Annotated in this window: 19 protein-coding genes and 1 pseudogene; 12 read left to right on the top strand and 8 right to left on the bottom strand. The window is 71.4% G+C overall.

Annotation, left to right across the window (positions count from 1 at the left end):
• Positions 1-2: 2 nt before the first annotated feature.
• Together GA0070606_RS27320 and GA0070606_RS27315 are read right to left on the bottom strand one after the other, a co-directional pair.
• Entirely contained in the window at positions 3-2,330 is a 2,328-nt protein-coding gene (locus GA0070606_RS27320) for an ABC transporter permease (RefSeq protein ID WP_245724827.1), read from the bottom strand.
• Positions 2,331-2,359: 29 nt separating this feature from the next.
• Positions 2,360-3,064: an ABC transporter ATP-binding protein gene (locus tag GA0070606_RS27315; RefSeq protein ID WP_091105951.1), complete on the bottom strand. Its 705-nt coding sequence runs from the start codon at positions 3,062-3,064 to the stop codon at positions 2,360-2,362.
• A 206-nt stretch (positions 3,065-3,270) separates the two neighbouring features.
• Between GA0070606_RS27315 and GA0070606_RS27310 the strand changes: the two genes are divergently transcribed.
• From GA0070606_RS27310 to GA0070606_RS27300, 3 genes and pseudogenes are all read left to right on the top strand, one after another.
• Entirely contained in the window at positions 3,271-4,611 is a 1,341-nt protein-coding gene (locus tag GA0070606_RS27310; protein ID WP_245724826.1) for a sensor histidine kinase, read from the top strand.
• Positions 4,608-5,282 (top strand): response regulator, encoded by a 675-nt coding sequence (locus GA0070606_RS27305; RefSeq protein ID WP_091105946.1) that lies wholly within the window; start codon positions 4,608-4,610, stop codon positions 5,280-5,282. Before GA0070606_RS27310 ends, GA0070606_RS27305 begins: the two co-directional genes overlap by 4 nt.
• A gap of 34 nt (positions 5,283-5,316) precedes the next feature.
• Positions 5,317-5,827 (top strand): annotated as a pseudogene (locus GA0070606_RS27300) (transposase).
• Here the strand turns inward: GA0070606_RS27300 and GA0070606_RS27295 are convergent.
• Together GA0070606_RS27295 and GA0070606_RS27290 are read right to left on the bottom strand one after the other, a co-directional pair.
• Positions 5,811-6,473, bottom strand: coding sequence for an HAD family hydrolase (locus GA0070606_RS27295; RefSeq protein WP_091105944.1), 663 nt, complete (start codon positions 6,471-6,473; stop codon positions 5,811-5,813). The pseudogene GA0070606_RS27300 and the gene GA0070606_RS27295 sit on opposite strands and share 17 nt — an antisense overlap.
• 90 nt (positions 6,474-6,563) lie before the next feature.
• Positions 6,564-7,013 carry a MarR family winged helix-turn-helix transcriptional regulator gene (locus GA0070606_RS27290; protein WP_091105942.1) on the bottom strand — a complete coding sequence of 150 codons (450 nt, stop codon included), beginning with the start codon at positions 7,011-7,013 and terminating at the stop codon, positions 6,564-6,566.
• Between the two features lie 56 nt (positions 7,014-7,069).
• Here GA0070606_RS27290 and GA0070606_RS27285 point away from each other — a divergent pair, with 56 nt between their 5' ends.
• Positions 7,070-8,152 carry a bifunctional NAD(P)H-dependent oxidoreductase/GNAT family N-acetyltransferase gene (locus tag GA0070606_RS27285; protein ID WP_091105937.1) on the top strand — a complete coding sequence of 361 codons (1,083 nt, stop codon included), beginning with the start codon at positions 7,070-7,072 and terminating at the stop codon, positions 8,150-8,152.
• Positions 8,153-8,256: 104 nt separating this feature from the next.
• Here GA0070606_RS27285 and GA0070606_RS27280 read toward each other — a convergent pair whose 3' ends face one another.
• Positions 8,257-8,781: an HAD domain-containing protein gene (locus GA0070606_RS27280; protein WP_091105934.1), complete on the bottom strand. Its 525-nt coding sequence runs from the start codon at positions 8,779-8,781 to the stop codon at positions 8,257-8,259.
• Between the two features lie 132 nt (positions 8,782-8,913).
• Between GA0070606_RS27280 and GA0070606_RS27275 the strand changes: the two genes are divergently transcribed.
• Both GA0070606_RS27275 and GA0070606_RS27270 read left to right on the top strand, forming a co-directional pair.
• Positions 8,914-10,290, top strand: coding sequence for a CoA transferase (locus GA0070606_RS27275; RefSeq protein ID WP_091105931.1), 1,377 nt, complete (start codon positions 8,914-8,916; stop codon positions 10,288-10,290).
• A gap of 17 nt (positions 10,291-10,307) precedes the next feature.
• A complete protein-coding gene (locus GA0070606_RS27270) occupies positions 10,308-10,853 on the top strand; it encodes a glycosyl-4,4'-diaponeurosporenoate acyltransferase CrtO family protein (protein WP_091105929.1) in 546 nt (181 codons plus the stop codon).
• Positions 10,854-11,218: 365 nt separating this feature from the next.
• Here GA0070606_RS27270 and GA0070606_RS27265 read toward each other — a convergent pair whose 3' ends face one another.
• Positions 11,219-12,106, bottom strand: a complete 888-nt coding sequence (locus GA0070606_RS27265) for a TetR/AcrR family transcriptional regulator C-terminal domain-containing protein (RefSeq protein WP_091105926.1) — start codon at positions 12,104-12,106, stop codon at positions 11,219-11,221.
• 101 nt (positions 12,107-12,207) lie between these two features.
• Here GA0070606_RS27265 and GA0070606_RS32220 point away from each other — a divergent pair, with 101 nt between their 5' ends.
• Entirely contained in the window at positions 12,208-12,573 is a 366-nt protein-coding gene (locus GA0070606_RS32220; protein ID WP_141721856.1) for a hypothetical protein, read from the top strand.
• Positions 12,570-13,763: a DUF418 domain-containing protein gene (locus tag GA0070606_RS27260; protein ID WP_245724825.1), complete on the top strand. Its 1,194-nt coding sequence runs from the start codon at positions 12,570-12,572 to the stop codon at positions 13,761-13,763. Before GA0070606_RS32220 ends, GA0070606_RS27260 begins: the two co-directional genes overlap by 4 nt.
• A 341-nt stretch (positions 13,764-14,104) precedes the next feature.
• Here the strand turns inward: GA0070606_RS27260 and GA0070606_RS27255 are convergent, their stop codons facing one another.
• A complete protein-coding gene (locus tag GA0070606_RS27255; RefSeq protein ID WP_091105922.1) occupies positions 14,105-15,367 on the bottom strand; it encodes a phospholipase D-like domain-containing protein in 1,263 nt (420 codons plus the stop codon).
• 258 nt (positions 15,368-15,625) lie between these two features.
• On the opposite strand from GA0070606_RS27255, the gene GA0070606_RS27250 reads away from it, so the two are divergent.
• From GA0070606_RS27250 to fxlM, 3 genes are read left to right on the top strand one after another with little or no spacing between them, the layout of a single operon-like run.
• Positions 15,626-15,931: a hypothetical protein gene (locus GA0070606_RS27250; RefSeq protein WP_091105919.1), complete on the top strand. Its 306-nt coding sequence runs from the start codon at positions 15,626-15,628 to the stop codon at positions 15,929-15,931.
• A 9-nt stretch (positions 15,932-15,940) separates the two neighbouring features.
• On the top strand, positions 15,941-16,966 hold the full coding sequence (locus tag GA0070606_RS27245; protein ID WP_091105916.1) for a protein-L-isoaspartate O-methyltransferase family protein: 1,026 nt from the start codon (positions 15,941-15,943) through the stop codon (positions 16,964-16,966).
• Positions 16,967-17,000: 34 nt separating this feature from the next.
• Positions 17,001-18,239 (top strand): methyltransferase, FxLD system, encoded by a 1,239-nt coding sequence (fxlM, locus tag GA0070606_RS27240; protein WP_091105914.1) that lies wholly within the window; start codon positions 17,001-17,003, stop codon positions 18,237-18,239.
• Positions 18,240-18,385: 146 nt separating this feature from the next.
• Here fxlM and GA0070606_RS27235 read toward each other — a convergent pair whose 3' ends face one another.
• Positions 18,386-19,429 (bottom strand): pyridoxal-phosphate dependent enzyme, encoded by a 1,044-nt coding sequence (locus GA0070606_RS27235; protein ID WP_091105910.1) that lies wholly within the window; start codon positions 19,427-19,429, stop codon positions 18,386-18,388.
• 99 nt (positions 19,430-19,528) lie between these two features.
• Between GA0070606_RS27235 and GA0070606_RS27230 the strand changes: the two genes are divergently transcribed.
• On the top strand, positions 19,529-19,891 hold the full coding sequence (locus GA0070606_RS27230) for a cupin domain-containing protein (RefSeq protein ID WP_091105908.1): 363 nt from the start codon (positions 19,529-19,531) through the stop codon (positions 19,889-19,891).
• Positions 19,892-19,914 lie beyond the last annotated feature (23 nt).

Below are 19,914 nucleotides of genomic sequence, written 5' to 3'. Positions count from 1 at the left end.
GACTACTCGGTGCGCAGGGCGACGGCGGTGCGGGTGCGGGCGGCCCAACCGGCCGGCAGGAGCGCGCCGGCGACGGCGATGAGCAGGCCGCCGAGACCGAGGAGCAGCAGCGTGGTCGGCTGGTGGACGTCGGTGACGGAGGCGGGCAGGTTGACGCCGGCGCGGTGGCCCATCGCGGGGATGACCGCCCGGTGCACGGCGACGCCGACCGCGACCCCGATCGCGCCGCCGGCCAGCCCGGTCACGGCCACCGACGCGACGACCATCGCGACGGTCTGCCGGGGTGTCATGCCCAACGCCTTGTGGATACCGAGGTCGCGGACCCGTTCGCGGGTGTCGAGCACGACCATGTTCAGCACGCCCATGGCGGCGACCGCCACCAGCATCAGGGTGAGCAGGGCAGCCAACGCGTCGAGGAGCACGATGGTGCCGCTGCTGTCGGTGGGCCCTTGCGGCGCCGCGGTGAAGCCCGAGGTCGCCAGCGTCTCGTTCAGGCCGGCGACGTACCCGGTCACGTCGGCGCCGTCGGCCAGGCGGATGTGATAGCTCGCGGCGGTCAGGTTCGGCTTCGTGGCGGCGAACGTCGCGGCGTCGGCGAACATCAGCAGGTTGTTGGTCGGGTGGAACACCTCGCCGACGATCCGGACCGACACCGCCCTGCCGCGGTCGGTCACCACGACGCTGTCGCCGATCCGGGTGCCGGTCGCGGTCAGGAACGTGCTGGGCACCGCCGCCTCCCCGGGGCGGGCGAACCACCGGCCGGAGACGATCTCGTAGCCGCCCCAGGAGGCGTCGCCGGTGAAGGCGTCGAGGCGGGCGAAGCCGGTCGTCCCGGCGACGGCGACCTGGGTGGTGGCGACGCTGTAGTAGCCGCCCGTCCCGGGTTGCGCCTCGATCGCCGCGGTGATCGTCGCGGCCTCGTCGGCGCTCAACGCGCGCGGCGCGGCGTTGGGGGCAGGTGCGGTTCCGGGCGGCGGCGCGAAGGTGTCGATGACGACGTCGGCGGCGGCGTGGTCCTTGGCGGTCTGCACCCGGTCCAGTGAGGCCGCCGCGCCGACGGCGAAGGTGACCGTGGTGGCGCCGAACGTGATCGCGGCGAGCACCGCGGCGGCGCGGCCGGGCCGGGCGAACGGGTGGGCCAGTCCGAGGCTGACCGGCCGCGGCAGCGGGAGTCGGGCGGTCAGCCGGGCGGCCCACTGCCCACGGCCAGGGCGGGGCGTACGGCCGACGGCGATCGCGTCGACGGTGCGGAGCCGGCCGGCCCGCAGCGCCGCGGCCCACGCGGTCAGCGCCACCATGCCCAGCGCGCCGACGACCACGACGGCGTCGACCCACCAGGTGACGCCGGTGTCGGTCGTGCCGTAGAGCTGGTCGGCGTCGGCCAGCACCGGGATGGCCAGGAGATTGCCGGCCACGACCCCGGCCGCGACACCCACCCCGGCCGGAACGAGCGCCTGGGCCACGTACGCCCGCACGACCTGCGCGGGGGTGAACCCGACGGCCTTGAGGATGCCGATCCGTCGCGTCGCGGTGCCGACGGCGCCGGCGATCACGGTGCCGACGACGAGCACGGACATCACCAGCCCCAGCGCCCCGAACGCGACCAGGAACGGCACGAACAACGCGGTCTCGCGCTCGTTGGCGTCCTTGACGGTGAGCCACGACTGCGCGCCGACCAGCGCCCGCGGTCCGACGAGCGCGACCACCGCCGCCCGGCCCCGGTCGACGTGCGCGGCGGTGTCCGCCTCGGCGAAGCGGTAGAGCATCTGGTAGCCGCCGGCCGCGCCGGGCCCGGTCAACGTGGTGACGTCGGACGGCGACACCCAGGCGTCGGCGGTGCGGCTGACCGACCGGGCGACGCCGACCACCGTCAGCGTCGGCTGCCCCGGCAGGTCGGGAAAGCGCAGGACGGTGTTCAGCGGGGACGCCGCGGCGGGATGGTCGGCGGAGAGCACGATCTGGCCGGGGCCGCTGACCCACCGTCCCTGGCTCAGCGGCACCCGGTCGACGTCTCCGTCGGGCGTCGCGCGCCCGACGACCGTCAGCGGCGGCAGGTCGACGTCGGCGGTACTGCGCGGCGTGGCGGTCACGGTCGGGAACGGGCCGGCGGACGCGGCGACGCCGTCCGCCCGCGCGGAGGCGGTCAGCCGCGCGGCCGTCGTCTCGTCGGCGTCGAACTGCGCCGTGAGGTGCGCGCCGTCCTGCTGGGCGAACGCGCGGTCGAACGGTCCGCTGGAGGCGGCCACCAGCGACCCGCCGAGCACCGACGCGGTCACCGCCATCATCGTGGCCAGCCCGATCACCACGGTCTGTACCCGTCGGCGTGTCACGCCCGAGCGCACCACGCGACCCATCGCGCTCATCGGGCCCGCCCCGCCGCGACGGCCCGGGTGTCGTCGGCGACGACCCGGCCGTCGACGAGCCGGATCGTGCGGGTCGCGCACGCCTGCGCCAGGGCGAGGTCGTGGGTGACCAGCACGATGGTCTGGCCGTCGGCGTGCAGGTCGTTGAGCAACCGTTTGACCTCCGCGCCGGAGGCGGTGTCCAGCGCGCCGGTCGGCTCGTCGGCCAGCAGCAGCGCCGGCCGGTTCATCAGCGCCCTGGCCACCGCCACGCGCTGCCGTTCGCCGCCGGAGAGCCGGCCGGGATAGGCGGCGGCGTGCCGGGCGACGCCGAGCGAGTCCAGCAACTGCCCGGCGCGGCGGCGGGCCGCGCCGCGCGCCGTGCCGGACAGCTGCGCGGGCAGGACGACGTTGTCGATGACGGTCAGGTCGTCGAGCAGGTTGAAGAACTGGAACACCATGCCGATCTTGTCGCGGCGGTAGCGGGCCGAGCCCGCCTCGTTGAGCTTGTCGACGCGTACGCCGTCCACCGTCACGGTGCCGCCGCTGGGCCGGTCCAGGCCCGCGATCAGGTTGAGCAGCGTGGACTTGCCGCTGCCGGACGGCCCGAGGATGGCGACGGCCTCACCGGGCGCGATGCTCAGCGTCGTCTCGTGCAGCGCCGGCGGCCCGTCGTCGTACCGGCGCGTCACGCTGCGCAGCTCGATGGCTGGCGTGTTCATGGTCGTCCCCCTCGGCGTGCTGTTTCGCTGGTGGACGACGCTAGGCGCGGCCGGCGGCCGGACGCGTCGGCCCGGTGGTCGATCTTCGGCGGCGCGGCGGGGACGAGGGGGACGGGCGTCATCCTTCCGGCCTACGCTTCCGGCGTGAGCCCACTGGATCTTCAGACCGATGCCGTCGGCCTCGGGGCACGGCCAGAATGGGCCGGGTGACCGACGCGGCGACGACGACGCATCCGCGGCCGTGGCTGAGCCGGCTGCTGCGACCGTCGGGTCCGTTGCCCCGACCCTCCCGGCGCAGCCTCGTCCTCGACGCGGTCCTCGCGCTCGGCCTCGCCCTCGTCGCGATCCAGGCCGGCTACGGCGTCCCCTTCCCCGCTCCGGCCGGCGACTTCGCGGTGCCGCACCGGCCGGATCCCCCGCAACCGCCCGTGTCGTCGGGGCCGGCGGAGACCGTCGAGACGCTCGCGCCGGCGCTGGCCCAGCACCACCTCGTCTGGGCGGTCGTCATGCTGCTCATCGCGGCGCCACTGGCGGTACGGCGCCGCTATCCGTTGGCGGCGCTGTGGATCGTCATCGGCACGGCCGCGGCGGTGGCCGCGGTGACCGACGACCGGGCCACGCTGCGATTCTCGTTCTACGCCTGCGTCCTCGCCGCGTACAGCGCCGCGGTCTACAGCCCGTACCGGCTGCCCGCGCTGGCCAGCCAGGCCGCGGCGGCCCTGCTGTACAGCAAGCTCCAGTCGTCGTCGACGCTGCCCACCGTCTCCACCGACGCCGTCCCGTTCCTGGTGCTGATCCCCATCGCCATCGCGACGGACGGACTGCGCAGGTGGCGACGCCGGGCGGAGGAGGAACGCGCGCGGGCGGCCGCGCTGCGACGCGAACGGCAGGAGGCGCTACGCCGCGCCGCCGAACAGGAACGCGCCCGCATCGCGCGGGAACTGCACGACGTGGTGACCCACAACGTGAGCATGATGGTCATCCAGGCCGGCGCCGCCCGCCGGGTGATGGCCGCCGACCAGGAGCAGGCCCGCGAGGCGCTGCTCGCGGTCGAGGCCGGCGGCCGGGCGGCGATGTCCGAGCTGCGTCACGTGATGGGGCTGCTGACGATGGGCACCGACGGCTCCGACCCGGCCGGCGCCGCCGATCTCGCACCCCAGCCCGGCCTCGATCGCCTGGACGCGCTCGTCGCGGGCGTACGGGCCAGCGGCGTGCCGGTCCAACTGCGCGTGGCCGGGCAGCCACGACCCGTGCCGTCGGGAATCCAGCTGGCGGCCTACCGGGTGGTGCAGGAGGCGTTGACGAACACGGTCAGGCACGCGCCCGGCGCGTCCGCGAGCGTCGTCGTCGACTACCAGTCCGCGCACCTGGGCGTGGAGGTGGTCGACACCGGCGGCGCGGAGCAGGCGCCGGCAGCGACCGGCAGCGGACGCGGGTTGGTCGGGCTCCGGGAACGGCTGGCCGTCTACGGTGGAATCCTGCACGCCGGGCCACTGGCCACCGGCGGCTACCGCGTCCACGTGAGAATTCCCCTGGAGGCCTGGTGACCTCGCCGCTGCGCGTCGTGATCGCGGACGATCAGGCGTTGGTCCGGGCCGGCTTCCGGATGATCCTCAACAGCGACGGCATCGACGTGGTCGCCGAGGTCACCAACGGCAGCGAGGCGGTCGACGCCGTCCGGCGCACCCGCCCCGACGTGGTCCTCATGGACGTCCGCATGCCCGAACTCGACGGCCTGGAGGCCACCCGGCGCATCCTCACCGCCGCCGACGCCCACCAGCCGAGCGTGATCATGCTGACGACCTTCGACCTCGACGAGTACGTGTACGCGGCGCTGACCGCCGGAGCCAGCGGATTCCTCCTCAAGGACGTCAGCCCCGAACACCTGCTCGCCGCCGTCCGGCTGGTCCGCACCGGCGACGCGCTCCTCGCGCCCGCGATCACCCGCCGCCTCGTCGAGCGGTTCGCCCGCCGTCACGACGGTGGGACGCGCACGGCTCCGCGCGACCTGGCCGCCCTGACCGCGCGCGAGCTCGAGGTGCTGCGCCTGCTGGCCGAGGGCCTCAACAACGCCGAGATCGCCGGCCGCCTCACCGTCTCCGAGGCGACCGTCAAGACCCACGTCGCCCACATCCTCGCCAAACTCGGACTTCGCGACCGCGTCCAGGCCGTCGTCCTCGCCTACCGGACGGGACTGGTCAGCCCGACGTCGCCCTAGTCCGCTGGTCGTCGGTTATGAATGATCACGGTTCATGGGGCGGGGAGATCTCACGGACGAGCAGTGGGTGGTGCGGGAGCCGCTGTTGCCGAAGGCTGCCAGGATAGGACGGCCGCCCGTCTGGCCTCGTCGGCGGCATACGGTTCCGGGTCCGGACCGGTGTTCCGTGGCGGGATGCGCCCGTCGAGTACGGGCCCTGGGGCCGGATCTACGACCTGTTCCGCCGGTGGCAGCGGGACGGCACCTGGCAGCGGATCCTGACCCGTCGCCAGTTCGCCGAGCCGGGCGATCACGGGTTGGGCCGCTCGCGCGGCGGGTTCACCACCAAGCTGCATCTGGCCGTCGAGCAGGGTCAGCAACCCATGGCAATCGTGGTGACGGCCGGCCACCGCGCCTCGGCCCGGTCGAACTACCGCGAGCGGTATGCGGTCGAGTGCGGGATCAACCGCCCCAAGAGGCACCGGGCTGTCGCTACGCACTACGACAAGCTCGCGGTCCGTTACAAGGCGACCGTCCTCGTCGCCGCCATCAACGAGTGGCTGTGACCAGGCGACTCAGCGCAGGGAGCACGCCTCGTAGGTCGCCGCCGTCCACCGTTACGGTTGCAGCCGCCCGCGCTCCTGCCGAGGCGTTGAACGCCACGCTCAGCCCAACGGAAGCGAACAGGGGTAGATCGGAGCGACTGTCTCCGACGGCCCCGCACGAGCCGGGAGCCACCCCCGACTCCCGCGCCTTCGCGAGGGCGAAGTCTCGTTTGCTGTACTCGTCGAAGTGGCAGGCGACGCGGCCCGTGAACCGGCCGCTGGTGGTCTCCAGCCGGGGCCCGCTGAACGCGTGGAAGCCGAATCGGTCAGCCAGGTAGCTGCCGACCGGTGACCAGGCGAGAGTTGCCAGCACGGGCACCAAACCGTTCCGCCGGCACCACCCCACGGTTTCCGCGATGCCCGAGACCAAGGGCAGCCCATCGAGCCAGCCAGAGACCTGTTCTTCGCGCACGCCTGCCCAGCCCCTGGCGTCCAGCTCGGAGACCTGCCGATTGTCCAGGTCGCCAGAGGCGTAGGCGTCCTCGGCCTTAACCAGCTCGTCCCGATGGCCAAGGAAGTCAGCCAGAAAGAGCGACGAACTCGTGGCTGGAACGAGGGTGCCATCGACATCGAAGAACACGACGCCCACATGATCGGATGAGAACACCGGCCAAGGATGTCACCGTCACGCTAGACGCCAGATACGGGAGCGCCCCGCGCACGTCCGATACAGGCCCTGGCCCGCTGGTCGTCGGTGTCAGTCGGGCAGGTCGGCGATCCGGGTCGAGATCGTGCGGAGCACCGCGAGTTCGTCGGGGGTCAGGTGGTCGAGGAAGCGCTGTCGTACGGAGACGACGTGGTGCGGGGCGGCTTCGGCGAGCACGGTGAAGCCGGCGTCGGTCAGGCACAGGATGCAGCCCCGGGCGTCCTGGGGGTCGGGCTCCTTGTCGACGAGGCCCCGAGCCTGCATGCGGGACGCGTGGTGGGACAGCCGGCTGCGCGACCACTCCATCTTGGCGGCGAGGTCCTTGAGCGCCCACCGCCGGTTCGGCTTCTCCGACAGCGTGCTCAGCACCTCGTAGTCGGCCGGCGACAGCCCTGAGTCGCGGGCCAGGTCCCGGCTGAGCCGGGCCGGCAGCGCGATCAGCAGGCGCCGGAACGCACGCCACGCGTGCTCTTCGTCTTCACGTAGCCAGGGAGTGTCCACACGATCACTCTACCCCTCGTTGACACGTCACAGAAGCCTCGCCTAAGGTATGTGACATGTCATCGAACGCATCGAACGCGCCGCTGAACGTGCTGGTCATCGTCGGAAGCACCCGCCCCGGCCGGCTGGGGCCGGCAATCGCCGACTGGTTCGTCCAGGCAGCCCTCCCGGCAGCCGCGGCAAGCGGGGTCACCCTCGACGTCGCGGACCTGGCCGACATCGGGCTGCCGCTGCTCGACGAGCCCGAGCACCCCTCCAGCGGCGTCTACGCACACGAGCACACCCGGGCGTGGAGCCGACGGGTCGCCGCAGCCGACGCCTTCGTCGTGGTGACCCCCGAATACAACTTCGGCATGCCGGCGGTGCTGAAGAACGCCTTCGACTTCCTCTACCACGAGTGGGCGTGGAAGCCGGTGGCGTTCGTCAGCTACGGCAACACCTCGGCCGGCACCCGCTCGGTGCAGATGGCCAAGCAGGTCGTCACCACCCTGAAGATGATGCCCATCGGCGCCACCGTCGCCCTGCGCCTCGCCGACAGCGTCCAGGACGGGCAGGTGTTGCGCTCCACCAGGCTCGACGACACGGCCCGCGGCATGCTGCTCGAGCTGACCCGGGTGGCCACCGCGATGCGGCCCCTGCGCACCGCACCCGAGGGCGAGGCCGCCGTCACGACCGGGCCGGTCGACGGACTCAAGCTGGCCGCAGCCCAGCCTGACGACCTCGCCGAGCTGCTCGTGCTCCAGCGGTGCTGCTGGGTGCAGGAGGCGATCGCCAACGACACCCTCGACCTGCCGCCGCTGCGGGAGACCCTCGACGAGCTGCGCGAGTCGCTGTCGACCTGGCAGGTGTGGTGCGTACGCCGGCACGGGCGTCTCGTGGCGGCGGTCCGGGCCCGGTTGCACGAGGGCGCGTGGCTGATCGGCCGCCTCATGGTGGCCCCCGACCAGGCCGGGCAGGGCATCGGCGGCTGGCTCCTCTCCCACGTCGAGCAGCAGGCCCCCCAGGAGACCACGCACTACGAGCTGTTCACCGGCGAGGGCAGCACCGGCAACATCAAGCGGTACGAACGCGCCGGCTACGCCCTCGCCAACGACGAGAACACCCCGCGGGGCAGCGTCCGCCTCATCAAGAAGCGATAGCCGGCCGCCAACGTCGGGTGACCCAGCGCAGTCGTGACCGGGCGACGGCCGGGCTGACCGGCACGGGCCGCGACCACGCGGGACCCGGTCGACCGGGCGGATCTTCACGCGGTGTCGGCGATCCGCCCGAGCCATCGACGGACGGCTGAGAGATCCGCTTCGGTCAGGCCCACGTACGGGTCGACACGGTGCAGCAGCGCCGGCGCCGGGTGGTGCGCCGCCACCCATCGCCGGTCGGCGTCGGTCACCTCGTCGTCGAGCCAGGCGAAGGGACGGCCGGCCGCCCACCCGGTGAGGAACCTGGTCTTCCAGTGCAGGCCGGGCCCCGAATCCTCGTCGTCGTCCGGCCAGCCGACGACCGGCAGGTCCGGAAGCCCGAGCCGTGGCGAGACGACCTCGTTCGCCTCCGCCATCCAGGTCGTCGCCCAGACCAACTGGCAGCCCAGCGCCGACAGCCTCCGCCCGTCGTCCGGGTCGAGGCGATCGAGCAGGGGGTTGCCGGCCCTGTCCCGCACCCGCGCGACGCCACCGCCCCGGAAGCGCGCCCGACCGGCCGGTCGGGCGCGGAACGGGATCAGCGGCCCGTCGACGTCGAGGAAGAGCAGGGGGACGTTGGTGATGCCGGTCATCGCCTCCGCACCGTACCTGCGAGGGTGGGCCGGCCGCGATGCTCCGACGGCTTCGGCAGCCTGACCCGTACCTCTCGGACCTGTCCGCCGGGCGGGTCGATGCGGGTCGGCGGAGGCGGGGAGGATGTGTGCATGCTGACTCTGTTGGACGGCGTGCTGGCGGACCTCGGGCTGGGGGACGTCGCCGGGCCCCGGCTGGTCGGAGATCCGCAGCCGGCGGTGCTGGCGTCGCCGCTCGCGGTCGCCGAATGCGCGATCGGGTCCGTGGCGGCCTGTCTCGCGGCTGCCGCCGAGCTGGCGTTCGTGCGCACCGGTCGCCGGCCCGACATCGCGCTCGACACCGAACACGTGGCGGCGGCGATGCGCAGCGAGGTCTGGCTTCGCGACGCGGACGGGCGGGGCATCGACGGCTTCGCTCCGCTGTCGCGCCTGTGGCAAGCCGCCGACGGTTGGGTGCGCACACACGGGAACTACCCGTGGCATCGGGCGGCACTGCTGGCGGCCCTCGGTGTGCCCGACGGCCGTGATGCCGACGTCCAGGGGCAGTTGGCCGACGCCATCTCCGCGCGCCCGGCGGTGGAGGTCGAGCGCATCGTGTACGCCGCGGGCGGGCTGGCCGTGGCGGCGCGTACGCAAGCCCAGTGGCGGGCAGACGGCCAGCCCGCCGCGACCGGAACGGCCCCGCTCGTGGGCATGGCGCCGCTCGGTCGCGGGTCCCTGCCGCTGTCCGCACCGGGCCGGCTTCCCGCGTCGGGGGTGAAGGTGCTCGACCTGACACGGGTCATCGCCGGCCCCGTCGGCACCCGCATGCTCGGCGCGCTCGGCGCCGACGTGCTGCGGGTCGACGATCCGCATCGCCCGGAGTTGCCGCTGCACGCCGTCGAGGGAGTGATCGGCAAGGCGAGCACGAGCCTGGATGCCCGCACGGAGAGCGACCGGCAGGCTCTGCACCGCCTTCTCGACCAGGCCGACGTCCTCGTCACCGGCTACCGGCCCGGGGCGCTGCGCCGGCTCGGTCTGGAGCCCGACCAGGTCGCCGACAAGCACCCCGGCACCATCGTCGTCACGCTGTCGGCCTGGGGAACGGAGGGGGCCTGGGGCACCCGGCGCGGTTTCGACAGCCTGGTGCAGGTCGCCACCGGCATCGGCTGGGCCACGAGCACGGACGGCGGCAGACCCGGGGCGCTGCCCTGCCAACTGCTCGACCACGCCACCGGCTATCTCGTCGCCGCTGGCGCACTGGCCGCACTGCGCCGACGCGCCCGCACCGGCGACGCCACCCATGTCTCCGTATCCCTCGCCAGGACGGCACAGTGGCTGCTCGATCAGGGCAGCACGGCGGCCGGGCACCGCGCCGACGACGACCAGAAGCGCAGGGCCGACGCCTACCGGACGGCTCTCGGAAACGGGTGGAGCGCGATCAGCCCGCCGGGTCAACTCGACGGCCGCCCGCTGAGCTGGCCGCACCTGCCGCCGGCCTACGCCTCGGCGCCGCCCGAATGGAGCTGAACGGTAGGCTCGCCGGGGTGAAACCCCGCAACCGTCGGGCGACGCTGCTGCTGTTGCTCGGAGCGGTGGCCGTGATCGGTGCCGGCGCGGCCGCCGGGGCCCTCTTCGGCTACGGGTTCGCGTTCGCCTGGGTCGTCCACTTCGCGTCGATGGCCTGGATCACCGGGTGGATCCGGCAGGCGCAGCCCGCGCTGTCGGGCGGTCACTGGCGGGTCCGCCCCTGGGAGCCTGCGCTCTACCGACGGCTCGGTGTCTGGTGGTACGCGCGCCTGCTGCGCCGGCTGGGCTGGGAACGGGTCGTCCGCGACCAGCGCTCCTTCGACGGCGGCCGCTCGGGTCTCGCGGCGCTGGCGCGCGACACCCGGCGCTCCGAGTTCGCCCACCAGATGCTCGCCTTCCTCGGGCTGGGCCTGGCCGGCGCCGCCCTGCTGTTGGGGGCCCGCGGCGCGGCGGGGTGGCTCGCGGTCCTCACCGTGTTGCTGCACGTCTACCCGGTGCTGCTTCAGCGGGCCCTGCGGGCTCGGGTCGAGCGGGCCGCCGCCACCGCCGCCGAGCGGATCTGACGGGGCCTGGACCAGCCGGGGTACGCCCGGCTGGTCGTCGACGGGCACGGTACGCACGACCGTGACCAACCGCGGACGAGGTGTCGTCCGGGCCGACGAGCATCGTCACCTCCCCAGCGCCTTCGTCGGCCGGGTGCAGCATCGCGACGCGTTCACCGAGAGTCGTGCGAGCGACGGCCAGCAGCTCCGCCCCGGCAGCCGAGGCACGTGGGCCGAGCAGTGCCCAGCGATCACCGAGTTCGGCGTGCGGACGGTGTGGCTGCCGTCCGTCCGGACGCTCGACGGACATGAGTACGGATGCATATGGAGGGCTCCACGAGCCCTCTCGTCCGACGGGCCATGGTGGACAGCGCGAGCGGAGTGCGTCATCGCAGGAGCGGGGCGAGGCCGTCGAGGAGGCGCTGGAGGCCGAACTCGAAGAGCATGTCCAGATTCCAGGTCCCGTCGTCGGCGGCGATGAAGCGGGCCATCAGCGGGAGCCGTCCGTCGGCCAGGACTGCGACGATCCGCCCTTCCTGGGCCTCCAACCACTGGGCGTCGGTCAGGCCGCTGTCCTGCTCGGCCTGCGCCTCCTCGGCACGGTTCACCGCCGTGCCGCGCACGTAGTTGGCCACCGTCACCGCCGCCGTGAACTGTGCGTCCAGGTCGAGCCCGCACCCGTCCAGGGCCCGCAACATCCATTCGGTGTGGGCCATCGCGTGCGGGGCCGGCAGCGGCCGGGTGAAGGAGACCGCCTGGGCCAGCCAGGTGTGCCGACGGTACATCGCCCAGTGCAGCCGGGCGATGGCCTCGAGGCAGGCCCGCCAGCCGTCGCGCTCCGGGGTCAGGTCCGGGGGCGGGTTGTCGGCCATGACCCTGTCAATCATGGACATCACCAGCTCATCGCGGTCGGCCACGTACCGGTAGATCGCCATCGTCGGGATGCCGAGCTGGCCGGCGAGCCGGCGCATCGACAGGCCGTGCAGCCCTTCGGCGTCGGCGGTGGCCACCGCTGTGGCGACCACCTGCTCACGGTCCGGGCTGGGTGCTCTACCCACACCGGCCGCGGCGACCACGGTGCCGACGCCCCGCACGGGCTCGACAAGGCCTCGCTCGCGCAGAGTTGCCAGGACCTTCGTCGCGGTCGCCATCGCCACCCCGTACTCGGCCATGAGCTGCCGGGTCGACGGGATCCTCGTCCCGGGCGCGAACTCGCCCGACGCGATCCGGTCTGCGAGATCGGCGGCGATCCGGCGGTATGGCGGTTCCTCCACAGCAGCCTCCCGTGCACTAGTGCGGTGACGATACCCCGAGGACGAATACGGTGGACAGCACTACTATCGCGGATGGATAGTGCACTCGTACGCTGTACAGCATGACAAACGTCATTCGTCTGGAGTCGCTTCTCAGAACCTACGATGGCCCGGTGACCGCACTCGGCGGCGTCACCATCGGCTTCGCCCCGGGTAGTCTCACGGCGGTCATAGGTCCCTCGGGCTCGGGCTCGGGCACGAGCATCCCTGCCGCGGTGCGCGGCCGGCCCGGAACGGCCCGCCGCCGGGCGGGTGTTCGTCGACGGCACCGAGCTGACCGCCACCGGGACGCCGCCATCAAGAGCCGCGTGCCCACCCTCCTGCGCTCGGTCGTCGACCGGCACGGCCGCGCCCTGGTCATGGTGACCCACGGACCGGTCGCCGCCTCGGACGCCCACACCGTGGTCTCCCGAGGATCGATGCCATGAGCGCGCTCCGACCTGATCGGCGGGGCCCTGCCCTGGACATGGCCGCTCAGAACGACGGCGACGACCGGATCAACGTCGTGGACGCGTTGCGCGGAAGTGCGCTGCTGCTCATCCTGCTGGCCAACGTGTGGTACTTCAGCTCCGGATACGAGTTCCACCTGGTCGACCATCCGGCGCACGGCACGGTCGACCGGCTGGTCGCAGGCGCGGCGGAACTGCTGTTCGCGATGAAGGCGTACCTGCTGTTCTCATTCCTGTTCGGCTACAGCTTCACCCTGCAACTCGACTCGGCGGCCCGGCGTGGGGTGGCCTTCGGCTGGTCGTTCCTGCGCCGGCTGTCCGGGCTGTTCGTGCTCGGGGCGCTGCACGCGGTACTGCTGTACCACGGCGACATCCTCACCACGTACGCGTTGCTCGGGCTCGTGCTGCTCGCCGTTCGGCGGATCGAACCGCGCGCCGCCCTGCTCGCAGCGGCGGTCATCGTGGGCGTGATCGCGACCGTGATCGGTCTGGCCGCGGTCCTCGGCGCCACGGTGGTCCCGGACGAGGCCGCCGCGATCGCCGCCGGTGCGCGTTCGACGGAGGCCCTGCGCGGCGGGTTCGGTGACGTCGTCCTGGAGCACCTGCGCTCGTTGCCGGCAATGCTCGGCGCGCTGGCGGTACAAGGGCCGCTGGCCTTCGCCGCGTTCCTGGTCGGTCTCGCCGCCGGCAAGCGCCGGATGCTCGCCGCCGCGCACAACCACGAGTACATGCTGCGCCGATGCGAGCGGGTCGGCTATCCGGTCGGTCTCGCGGGCGCCGCCGTGTTCGCGATCGGCGGCGGATCAGCGAGCATGACCGGACTGATGGTCAGCGCCGTCACCGCGCCGTTCCTCGCGGCGGCCTACGCCGCGACCCTGCTGCGCCTGTTCGCACGGCGACCGCGCGTCGCGGACGCCTTGGCGCCTGCCGGACGCATGGCGCTGACAAACTATCTGGGCCAGTCGCTCATGTGCCTGCTCGTCTTCACCGGCGTCGGGCTGGGCCTGGCCGGCCGCACCTCGCCGGCGCAGACGCTGCTGATCGCACTGACGATCTTCGCGGTGCAGATGGCGGCCAGCGCGTGGTGGATTCGACGGTTCCGGTACGGCCCCTTCGAATGGGCGTTGCGCGCATGGACCCACCGGAGGTGGCCCGTCATGCGGCGATAGCTACTTCCGCCCTGAGTAGATCGACGAGCCCGGCTGCGCGCTGCGTGGCCGGGCTCGTCGTCGACGGTCGTGGTGGCGGAGACAGGAGACGGCGGGCCTCGGGTTGGCCCACGACTGACCGGCTGAGGATCTGTCGGCTCAGCGGGGCACGGCTCTCGTCGTAGCACAGCCAGGCGCGTGCGGGTGACGAACGGATGCGCTGTCGGCCCGCTCCGCGTCAACCCTGTGGCCCACGGCCACCGCACGATCTTCGGATGTCCTCACCAATTATCGATGATCATGCGGTGGCCGTCCGCACACCCGCGCCACGCCCCACGCCGGGGTCAGGTGACGTTCGAGTGTCAGTACGCGCAGGTGCCGTTGTCCGGGTTGACGCACTTCGCCCGGCTCCACAGGGTGGCGAAGTTGGCCCGGTAGTTCGCCGAGATGGTCGGGTGTTCGATCTTGACGAAGGTCTCGTCGTGGGCGAGCAGGGACGGCCCGGTCAGATTGTGTGATCCGGTGAAGACGATGTTCCGTCCGCCGGTGCCGTTGTAGTTGCCCTTCACCACCAGGTACTTCGAGTGCACGGTGACGACCCGGCCGTCGTAGTTGCTGGCCTCCGCGTCCCAGTACTTCTTCATCTGGACGTTCGATGATCCGCGCAGAATGCCGTACACCCGGTCGCCCATCTCGCCGAAGACGACACGGACCTGACAGCCGAGCTTGGCGATGCGCAGCAGTTCGCTCGCGACCGCCGTACGCGGATTCGTGAACGCTGCCTGCGCCACCTCCACCACGCATCCGCTCTCGTACCTGGTGACGTAGCTGAGCACGTTCTTCACCGTGTCGCCGCTGGATCGGGGCGAGTGGTAGACGGTCACCCCCGTGTTCGGCGACTTGTAGTAGCCGTCCGGGGCGGCGAAGAAGTCGTTGTCCTTGTCCTCGGCGCGCATCAGGTTGAAGTAGCGCGTGAAGTGGTCGTACAGGTCGTAGTCCTCGTGCACGACCAACGCGTTGTTGAACAGGTTGTTCTGCGAGAACGTCAGGTTCTGCGAGGTGATCAGCACGACCCGCTTCATCGTGCCCGAAGTGGAGAAAGTGAAGAACTTGTTGTGGTTGATCGAGTTCGACTGGTTGGCGATGCAGGCACTCGATCCGGCGACCGAGGCCGACGAGGCGCCGCAGAAGACCAGGTTGTCGAGGTTGGCGACGCGCAGTTTCCTGATCGCCGCATTGGCCGAGTCGAGGTTGACTCCGCCCTCGCCCTCCCGATCCACCACGACCCGCACCACCACGCCCCGGGCCGCGGCCCGGGCCAGGGCGTCGGCCACCACCGGGGAGGTCCAGCTGTACATCGCGCCGCGAATGTAGGAGCCGGCCGGCACCCCGTCGGCCAGCGCCACGATCTCGTCCTCGATGACCCGGTCGCGGCTGCCGTCCTCCGCCGGCACGTTGAACCGCGTGTACGCCGGGAACGTCGACGTCACGGTCGTGTCGTCGGTCAGGTCGGGGGCCGACACGGCGCTTCCCGCCCCCGGCACGGCCACCACCGGCGCAGCGGGGGCGACGGCGAGGATGGGGAACGCAAGCGCAGCGGCGAGCAGGCACCGTCGGAGGTTCATTCATGGTTTGTATGGCATGCCGGCGAAGCGATCAAGGCCAGTCGCCGATCTCGATGAAGTCGCTGGCGGAACTTCGTCAGCGGTCCCTACGTGATTCCCGCATTCGGAGGCGCCAGTGTCGTTCGGTGTCGCTGTCGGACCGCTGAGGCACTGTCCCACCATGGACGAAAGCCAGCTACGACCACTACGAGACAAGGCAGAGCTGCCGGAGATCCTCTCGACCAGCTCGATCCGGACGCCACAGGACTGCACTACCGGTTGGTCGGCATCAGCGCCGCCCTGTTACAGGGCGTCGAACTTTCCGCAGGTGACATCGACATCCTGGTCGCCCGACGAACCGACGTCGACTGCATCGCAGCCGCATTGTCCCGATTCCGCTACCTGCATCCGCCGGCGTGGCTCCCCGACGCCCGGCAGTACTTCGCGCATTATCAGTCCGAGCAGATCGGTGTGAGTGTCAGCACGGTCGAGCGGCCGGCCGATGCCGCCGCGCTCGATACCGGTGCGCGCGGCACAGCCCGTACCCGCCTCTGTACAGCCGCCTCACGGCGGCCCGACCGGTGACAAGGAGCCGTGACCGATCTCGATGACGCCTTCGACGCCGTGCCAGTCGCGGTCTACACCCACCACGAGCGGTACGGGGAGACCGTGCACCGATCCCAGCCGGAGTCCATCCGTCGTGAACTGGCCGCCTTGCAGGTACGTGCGGGCGACCGCGTGTTGGAGATCGGGACCGGCTCCGGCTACAGCGGCGCCATTCTCGCCGAGCTCTGCGGGCCGCGCGGACGGGTCACCAGCATCGACATCAGCGATGATCTCGTCCGCCGCGCTACGGCGATCCACGCCGAACGCGGCGTCACCGGTGTCGACTGCCACGTCGCCGACGGCCTCGCCGGCTACCCGGCCAGGGAGCCCTACCACCGTGCCGTGGCCTGGTGCGCGCCCCCACGGCTTCCACGAACGTGGACAGAGCAGGTTGTCGACGGTGGGCGGATCGTCGCCTGCCTGCCGATCGCGCGACTGCCGTCCACCACGCTGATCGCCACCATCACCGTCGAGGCCGGGCAGCCCCGCGTCGAGGCTGTCACCGACGGCGGCTACGCCCAGAGCACCACCACGGCGGTCGACGACGCCCTGACCGTCCCCGGCCGCTGGGTCGACTGGTGCGACAACCAGCCGGATCCGTCCTGGATCGCCATCGGCTGGCGCGCCGACGATGACGCCCAACGCACCGGCGCCCGGTCAGCGCTGGACCAACTGTTGCGCCCCGGACACACCGAAATCTACAGGCGGCAACCGTTGGACTGGCGGTCGTGGCACACATTCGCGGCCGCTCTCGGCGACCCGCACCTGAGCTTCACATCCCTGCGCAACCAGATCCGCGGTCTCGGCCACACCACCGCCACCTCGGCCGCCGTGATCATGACCGACGCCACCCTCGTCGCCGACAGCCCCGACTCACCGTCGCTGAGCGTCCTGCGGGGCTGGCTCGATCGATGGGAACGCGCCGGCCGTCCCGCTGTCGACGCCTTCACCACCGCCCTCGTCCCCCACCAGGGCGTCGACCTTCCCGGCTGGGACCTGCGGGCGTCCTGCTGAACGATGAACCGTCAGAAGGCGAGAAGGAGCTTTCATGGATTCTGCTGTCGCGAGCACGTCGCCGGAGCAACTGCGCGCCGCCCTGGCGACGCACCTGTCGGAGACGGGATGGATCCGGACGCCGGCGGCGCGCGCGGCGTTCCGCACCGTGCCGCGGCATCTGTTCGTGCCGGCCACCGTCGCCCTCGCAGCGGCGTACGCCGACGATGTCGTGATCACCGAGCGCGATCCGGGCGGGAGAGCCACCAGCTCGGTGTCGGCGCCCTGGCTGCAGGCCCACATGCTGGAGCAGGCTGCCCTGCGGCCCGGCGCCAGGGTCCTCGAGATCGGCTCCGGCGGCTACAACGCGGCGCTGATCGCCGAGGTCGTCGGCCCGGACGGGACCGTCGTCACTGTCGACATCGACGCCGACGTCGTCGACCGCGCACGTACCGGCCTCGACCGTGCCGGCTACCGGCAGGTGACGGTGGTGCACGGCGACGGCGAGTACGGATACCAGCCCAGGGCCCCGTACGACGCGATCATCGTCACCGTCGAGGCAGCAGACCTTCCGCCGGCCTGGCTCGCTCAACTCGCCCCGGCCGGTGTTCTCATCGTGCCGCTGCGGATCCGCAACATGACCCGCTGCCTCACCCTGCGACGCCACGAGGATCACCTTCGCGCCACCACGGCGCTGCAGTGCGGGTTCGTGCCGATGCGGGGCGACGGGTGCACTCCCACCCGCCGTCTGGCGCTACGCGGCGACGACGTCGTCTTGTTCCTGGACGACACCACCACCGAGGTGAATCCGGACGCACTGGCCTCGGCGCTGCGCTCAGTACGGCTGGAAGCCTGGTCGCCGGCCACCATCACGATGCAGGAAGGCTCCGCGTTCGAGTCACTGCACCTGTGGTTAGCCAGTCAGTCCCGCCCCTTCGGCGTTCTCGCCGTAGACCGCGAGCGCACCGTCGGCCTGCTCGACCCTCAAGACCGGTTTGTCTGCCCGACCCTGCTCATCGCCGACAGCTTCGCCTACCTCGCCGTACGGAGGCTCGACGACACCACCTGGCAGTTCGGCGCCCACGGCTTCGGACCCGCTGCCCACACCCTCACCGCCGACATGCTCGACCTCATCACCGTCTGGGACCGCGAACACCGGCACGGCCCCGGCCCGAAGATCACCGTGCACCCCACCGGCACACATTCGCCCGTACCAGACCGACCCCACCTGCTCGTCACCCGCCGCCACGCCACGGTCTGCATCGCCTGGCCCGACGCAGGGGAACCGCGGTGACCACCGACTCGTCGCGCACCGAACGTGACTTCCCGCGGTGCTCCCTGCTTGGTCGTGATACGCGGCAACTCAGGCTCGGGAAGGACCGCCACCGCACACCGGCAGTTGCCCATTTGGTTTCCTCTCACCGGTCATCAACGGATCGATCAGCCCTCGGCTTCCTTGATCAACTCGGGTGCATAGCCGAAAAGGCCGGGAAGCCCTCCGGTGTGCAGGAACACCACCGTCTCTGTCGCGGCGATGTCGCCCGAGCGCGCCGCGTCGATGAGCGCTGCCGCAGCCTTGCCCGTGTAGACGGGATCGAGGGTGATGCCCTCCGTGCGCCCGAACAGGCGAATGGCTTCCCATACCGCCGGCGACGGCAGTCCGTAACCGAAGCCCAGAGCTCTTTCAGTCACGTGGACGCGTGTCAGTGCTGGCGTCGGGACGCCCAGCATCGTCGCCGCCTCACCGACGAGCTTGTGGACGGCGGCTGACGCGTCTGCCGCCGACTCGGACACCGAAGCGGCGTCGATCCTCACCGGCCAGTCCAGCAGGGCCGCGCCGATCGCCAGGCCGGCGGCGGTGCCCGCGCTCCCGATCGGGAGGACTATCCGGTCGACGCCTTCGTTCTGCTCCTTGAGCTCTGCGGCGGCGGTCAGGTAGCCGAGCACCCCGAGAGGGTTGGATCCGCCCACCGGAAGGGTGACGACACGCCGGTCTTCTTTCGCTGCCTCAGCGACGATCTGTCGGTGAGTGGTGATCGCTTCTTCATCGCGTTCGCAGACGTGGACTCGGGCGCCGTAGAGAAGATCGAGCGCGACGTTTCCCGATCGTTCGTACGCCTCGTCGGACCGTGGCGCGGCCGGGGCGGAGGATCCGGCGATGTGGGTCACCTGCTTGGTGAGGACCAGTTCGCAGCGAAGGCCGAGCCGGGCACAGGCCGCCGCGGTCTGTCGGCCGTGGTTGCTCTGCAGGCCGCCGAACGTGATGATCGTGTCAGCACCGCCGGCAACGGCGGCACCGAGAAGGAACTCGAGCTTTCGCAGCTTGTTCCCGCCGACGCCCAGTCCGTTGATGTCATCTCGCTTGACCAGAATCCGCGGCCCACCGATCTCCTCGGTCAGGCGATGGCACGCCTCCAACGGCGTCGGCCAATGGCCCAGCGCGACCCTGGGAAAGCATGACAAGTCAACGACCGGACGGGGCATCGCCGCCTCCCTGGGTATTGAGCGTGCACTGAGGATAGCCCAGGAGGCAGAGCCCACAGCAATATTGACGCGTACCGATCGGATAGCCAGAATCCGTACATGACTCCGGTCGCACGAAAGAGACTCGTGAACGAGAGCCCGACAGGGCCCTTCGCCGAGGGCTACGTCTTCCCCTGGCCGGAGGCCGCGGTTCCCCCTTTCGGGGCGATGACCTGCTGCATCTCACCCGGCGAGGAGTGCGAGCCCGACCAGCACAACCAACACGAGATCGCATTCATCTACCGCGGCGACGGACAGATCATCGTCGGCGGGGAGGCGTGGCACGTAAGCCAGGGCGATGTGGTTTTCATACCGCGCAATGTCGAGCACACCTTCAGCAACGCCGACCCTGACCGGGATTTCGCCTTCTTCTCCGTCTGGTGGCCGCGGGAGGAGCCACACGACAATGCGGACGACGGCTGAGACGGAGACATCATGCGCCCTCC

The organism is Micromonospora citrea, assembly GCF_900090315.1.
In the GTDB taxonomy this organism is placed as follows: Bacteria; Actinomycetota; Actinomycetes; order Mycobacteriales; family Micromonosporaceae; genus Micromonospora; species Micromonospora citrea.
Note: the sequence above shows the minus strand (reverse complement) of the source record. Positions and strands in the feature narration are given on the sequence as shown.

Bases quoted from the DNA above. Each gene is read 5' to 3' on its own strand.
- GA0070606_RS32220 (WP_141721856.1), top strand. From the start codon at position 12,208: ATGACAAACGTCATTCGTCTGGAGTCGCTTCTCAGAACCTACGATGGC.
- GA0070606_RS27230 (WP_091105908.1), top strand. From the start codon at position 19,529: ATGACTCCGGTCGCACGAAAGAGACTCGTGAACGAGAGCCCGACAGGG.
- GA0070606_RS27315 (WP_091105951.1), bottom strand. From the start codon at position 3,064: ATGAACACGCCAGCCATCGAGCTGCGCAGCGTGACGCGCCGGTACGAC.
- GA0070606_RS27275 (WP_091105931.1), top strand. From the start codon at position 8,914: ATGCTGACTCTGTTGGACGGCGTGCTGGCGGACCTCGGGCTGGGGGAC.
- GA0070606_RS27255 (WP_091105922.1), bottom strand. From the start codon at position 15,367: ATGAACCTCCGACGGTGCCTGCTCGCCGCTGCGCTTGCGTTCCCCATC.
- GA0070606_RS27260 (WP_245724825.1), top strand. From the start codon at position 12,570: ATGAGCGCGCTCCGACCTGATCGGCGGGGCCCTGCCCTGGACATGGCC.
- GA0070606_RS27285 (WP_091105937.1), top strand. From the start codon at position 7,070: ATGTCATCGAACGCATCGAACGCGCCGCTGAACGTGCTGGTCATCGTC.
- GA0070606_RS27235 (WP_091105910.1), bottom strand. From the start codon at position 19,429: ATGCCCCGTCCGGTCGTTGACTTGTCATGCTTTCCCAGGGTCGCGCTG.
- fxlM (WP_091105914.1), top strand. From the start codon at position 17,001: ATGGATTCTGCTGTCGCGAGCACGTCGCCGGAGCAACTGCGCGCCGCC.
- GA0070606_RS27280 (WP_091105934.1), bottom strand. From the start codon at position 8,781: ATGACCGGCATCACCAACGTCCCCCTGCTCTTCCTCGACGTCGACGGG.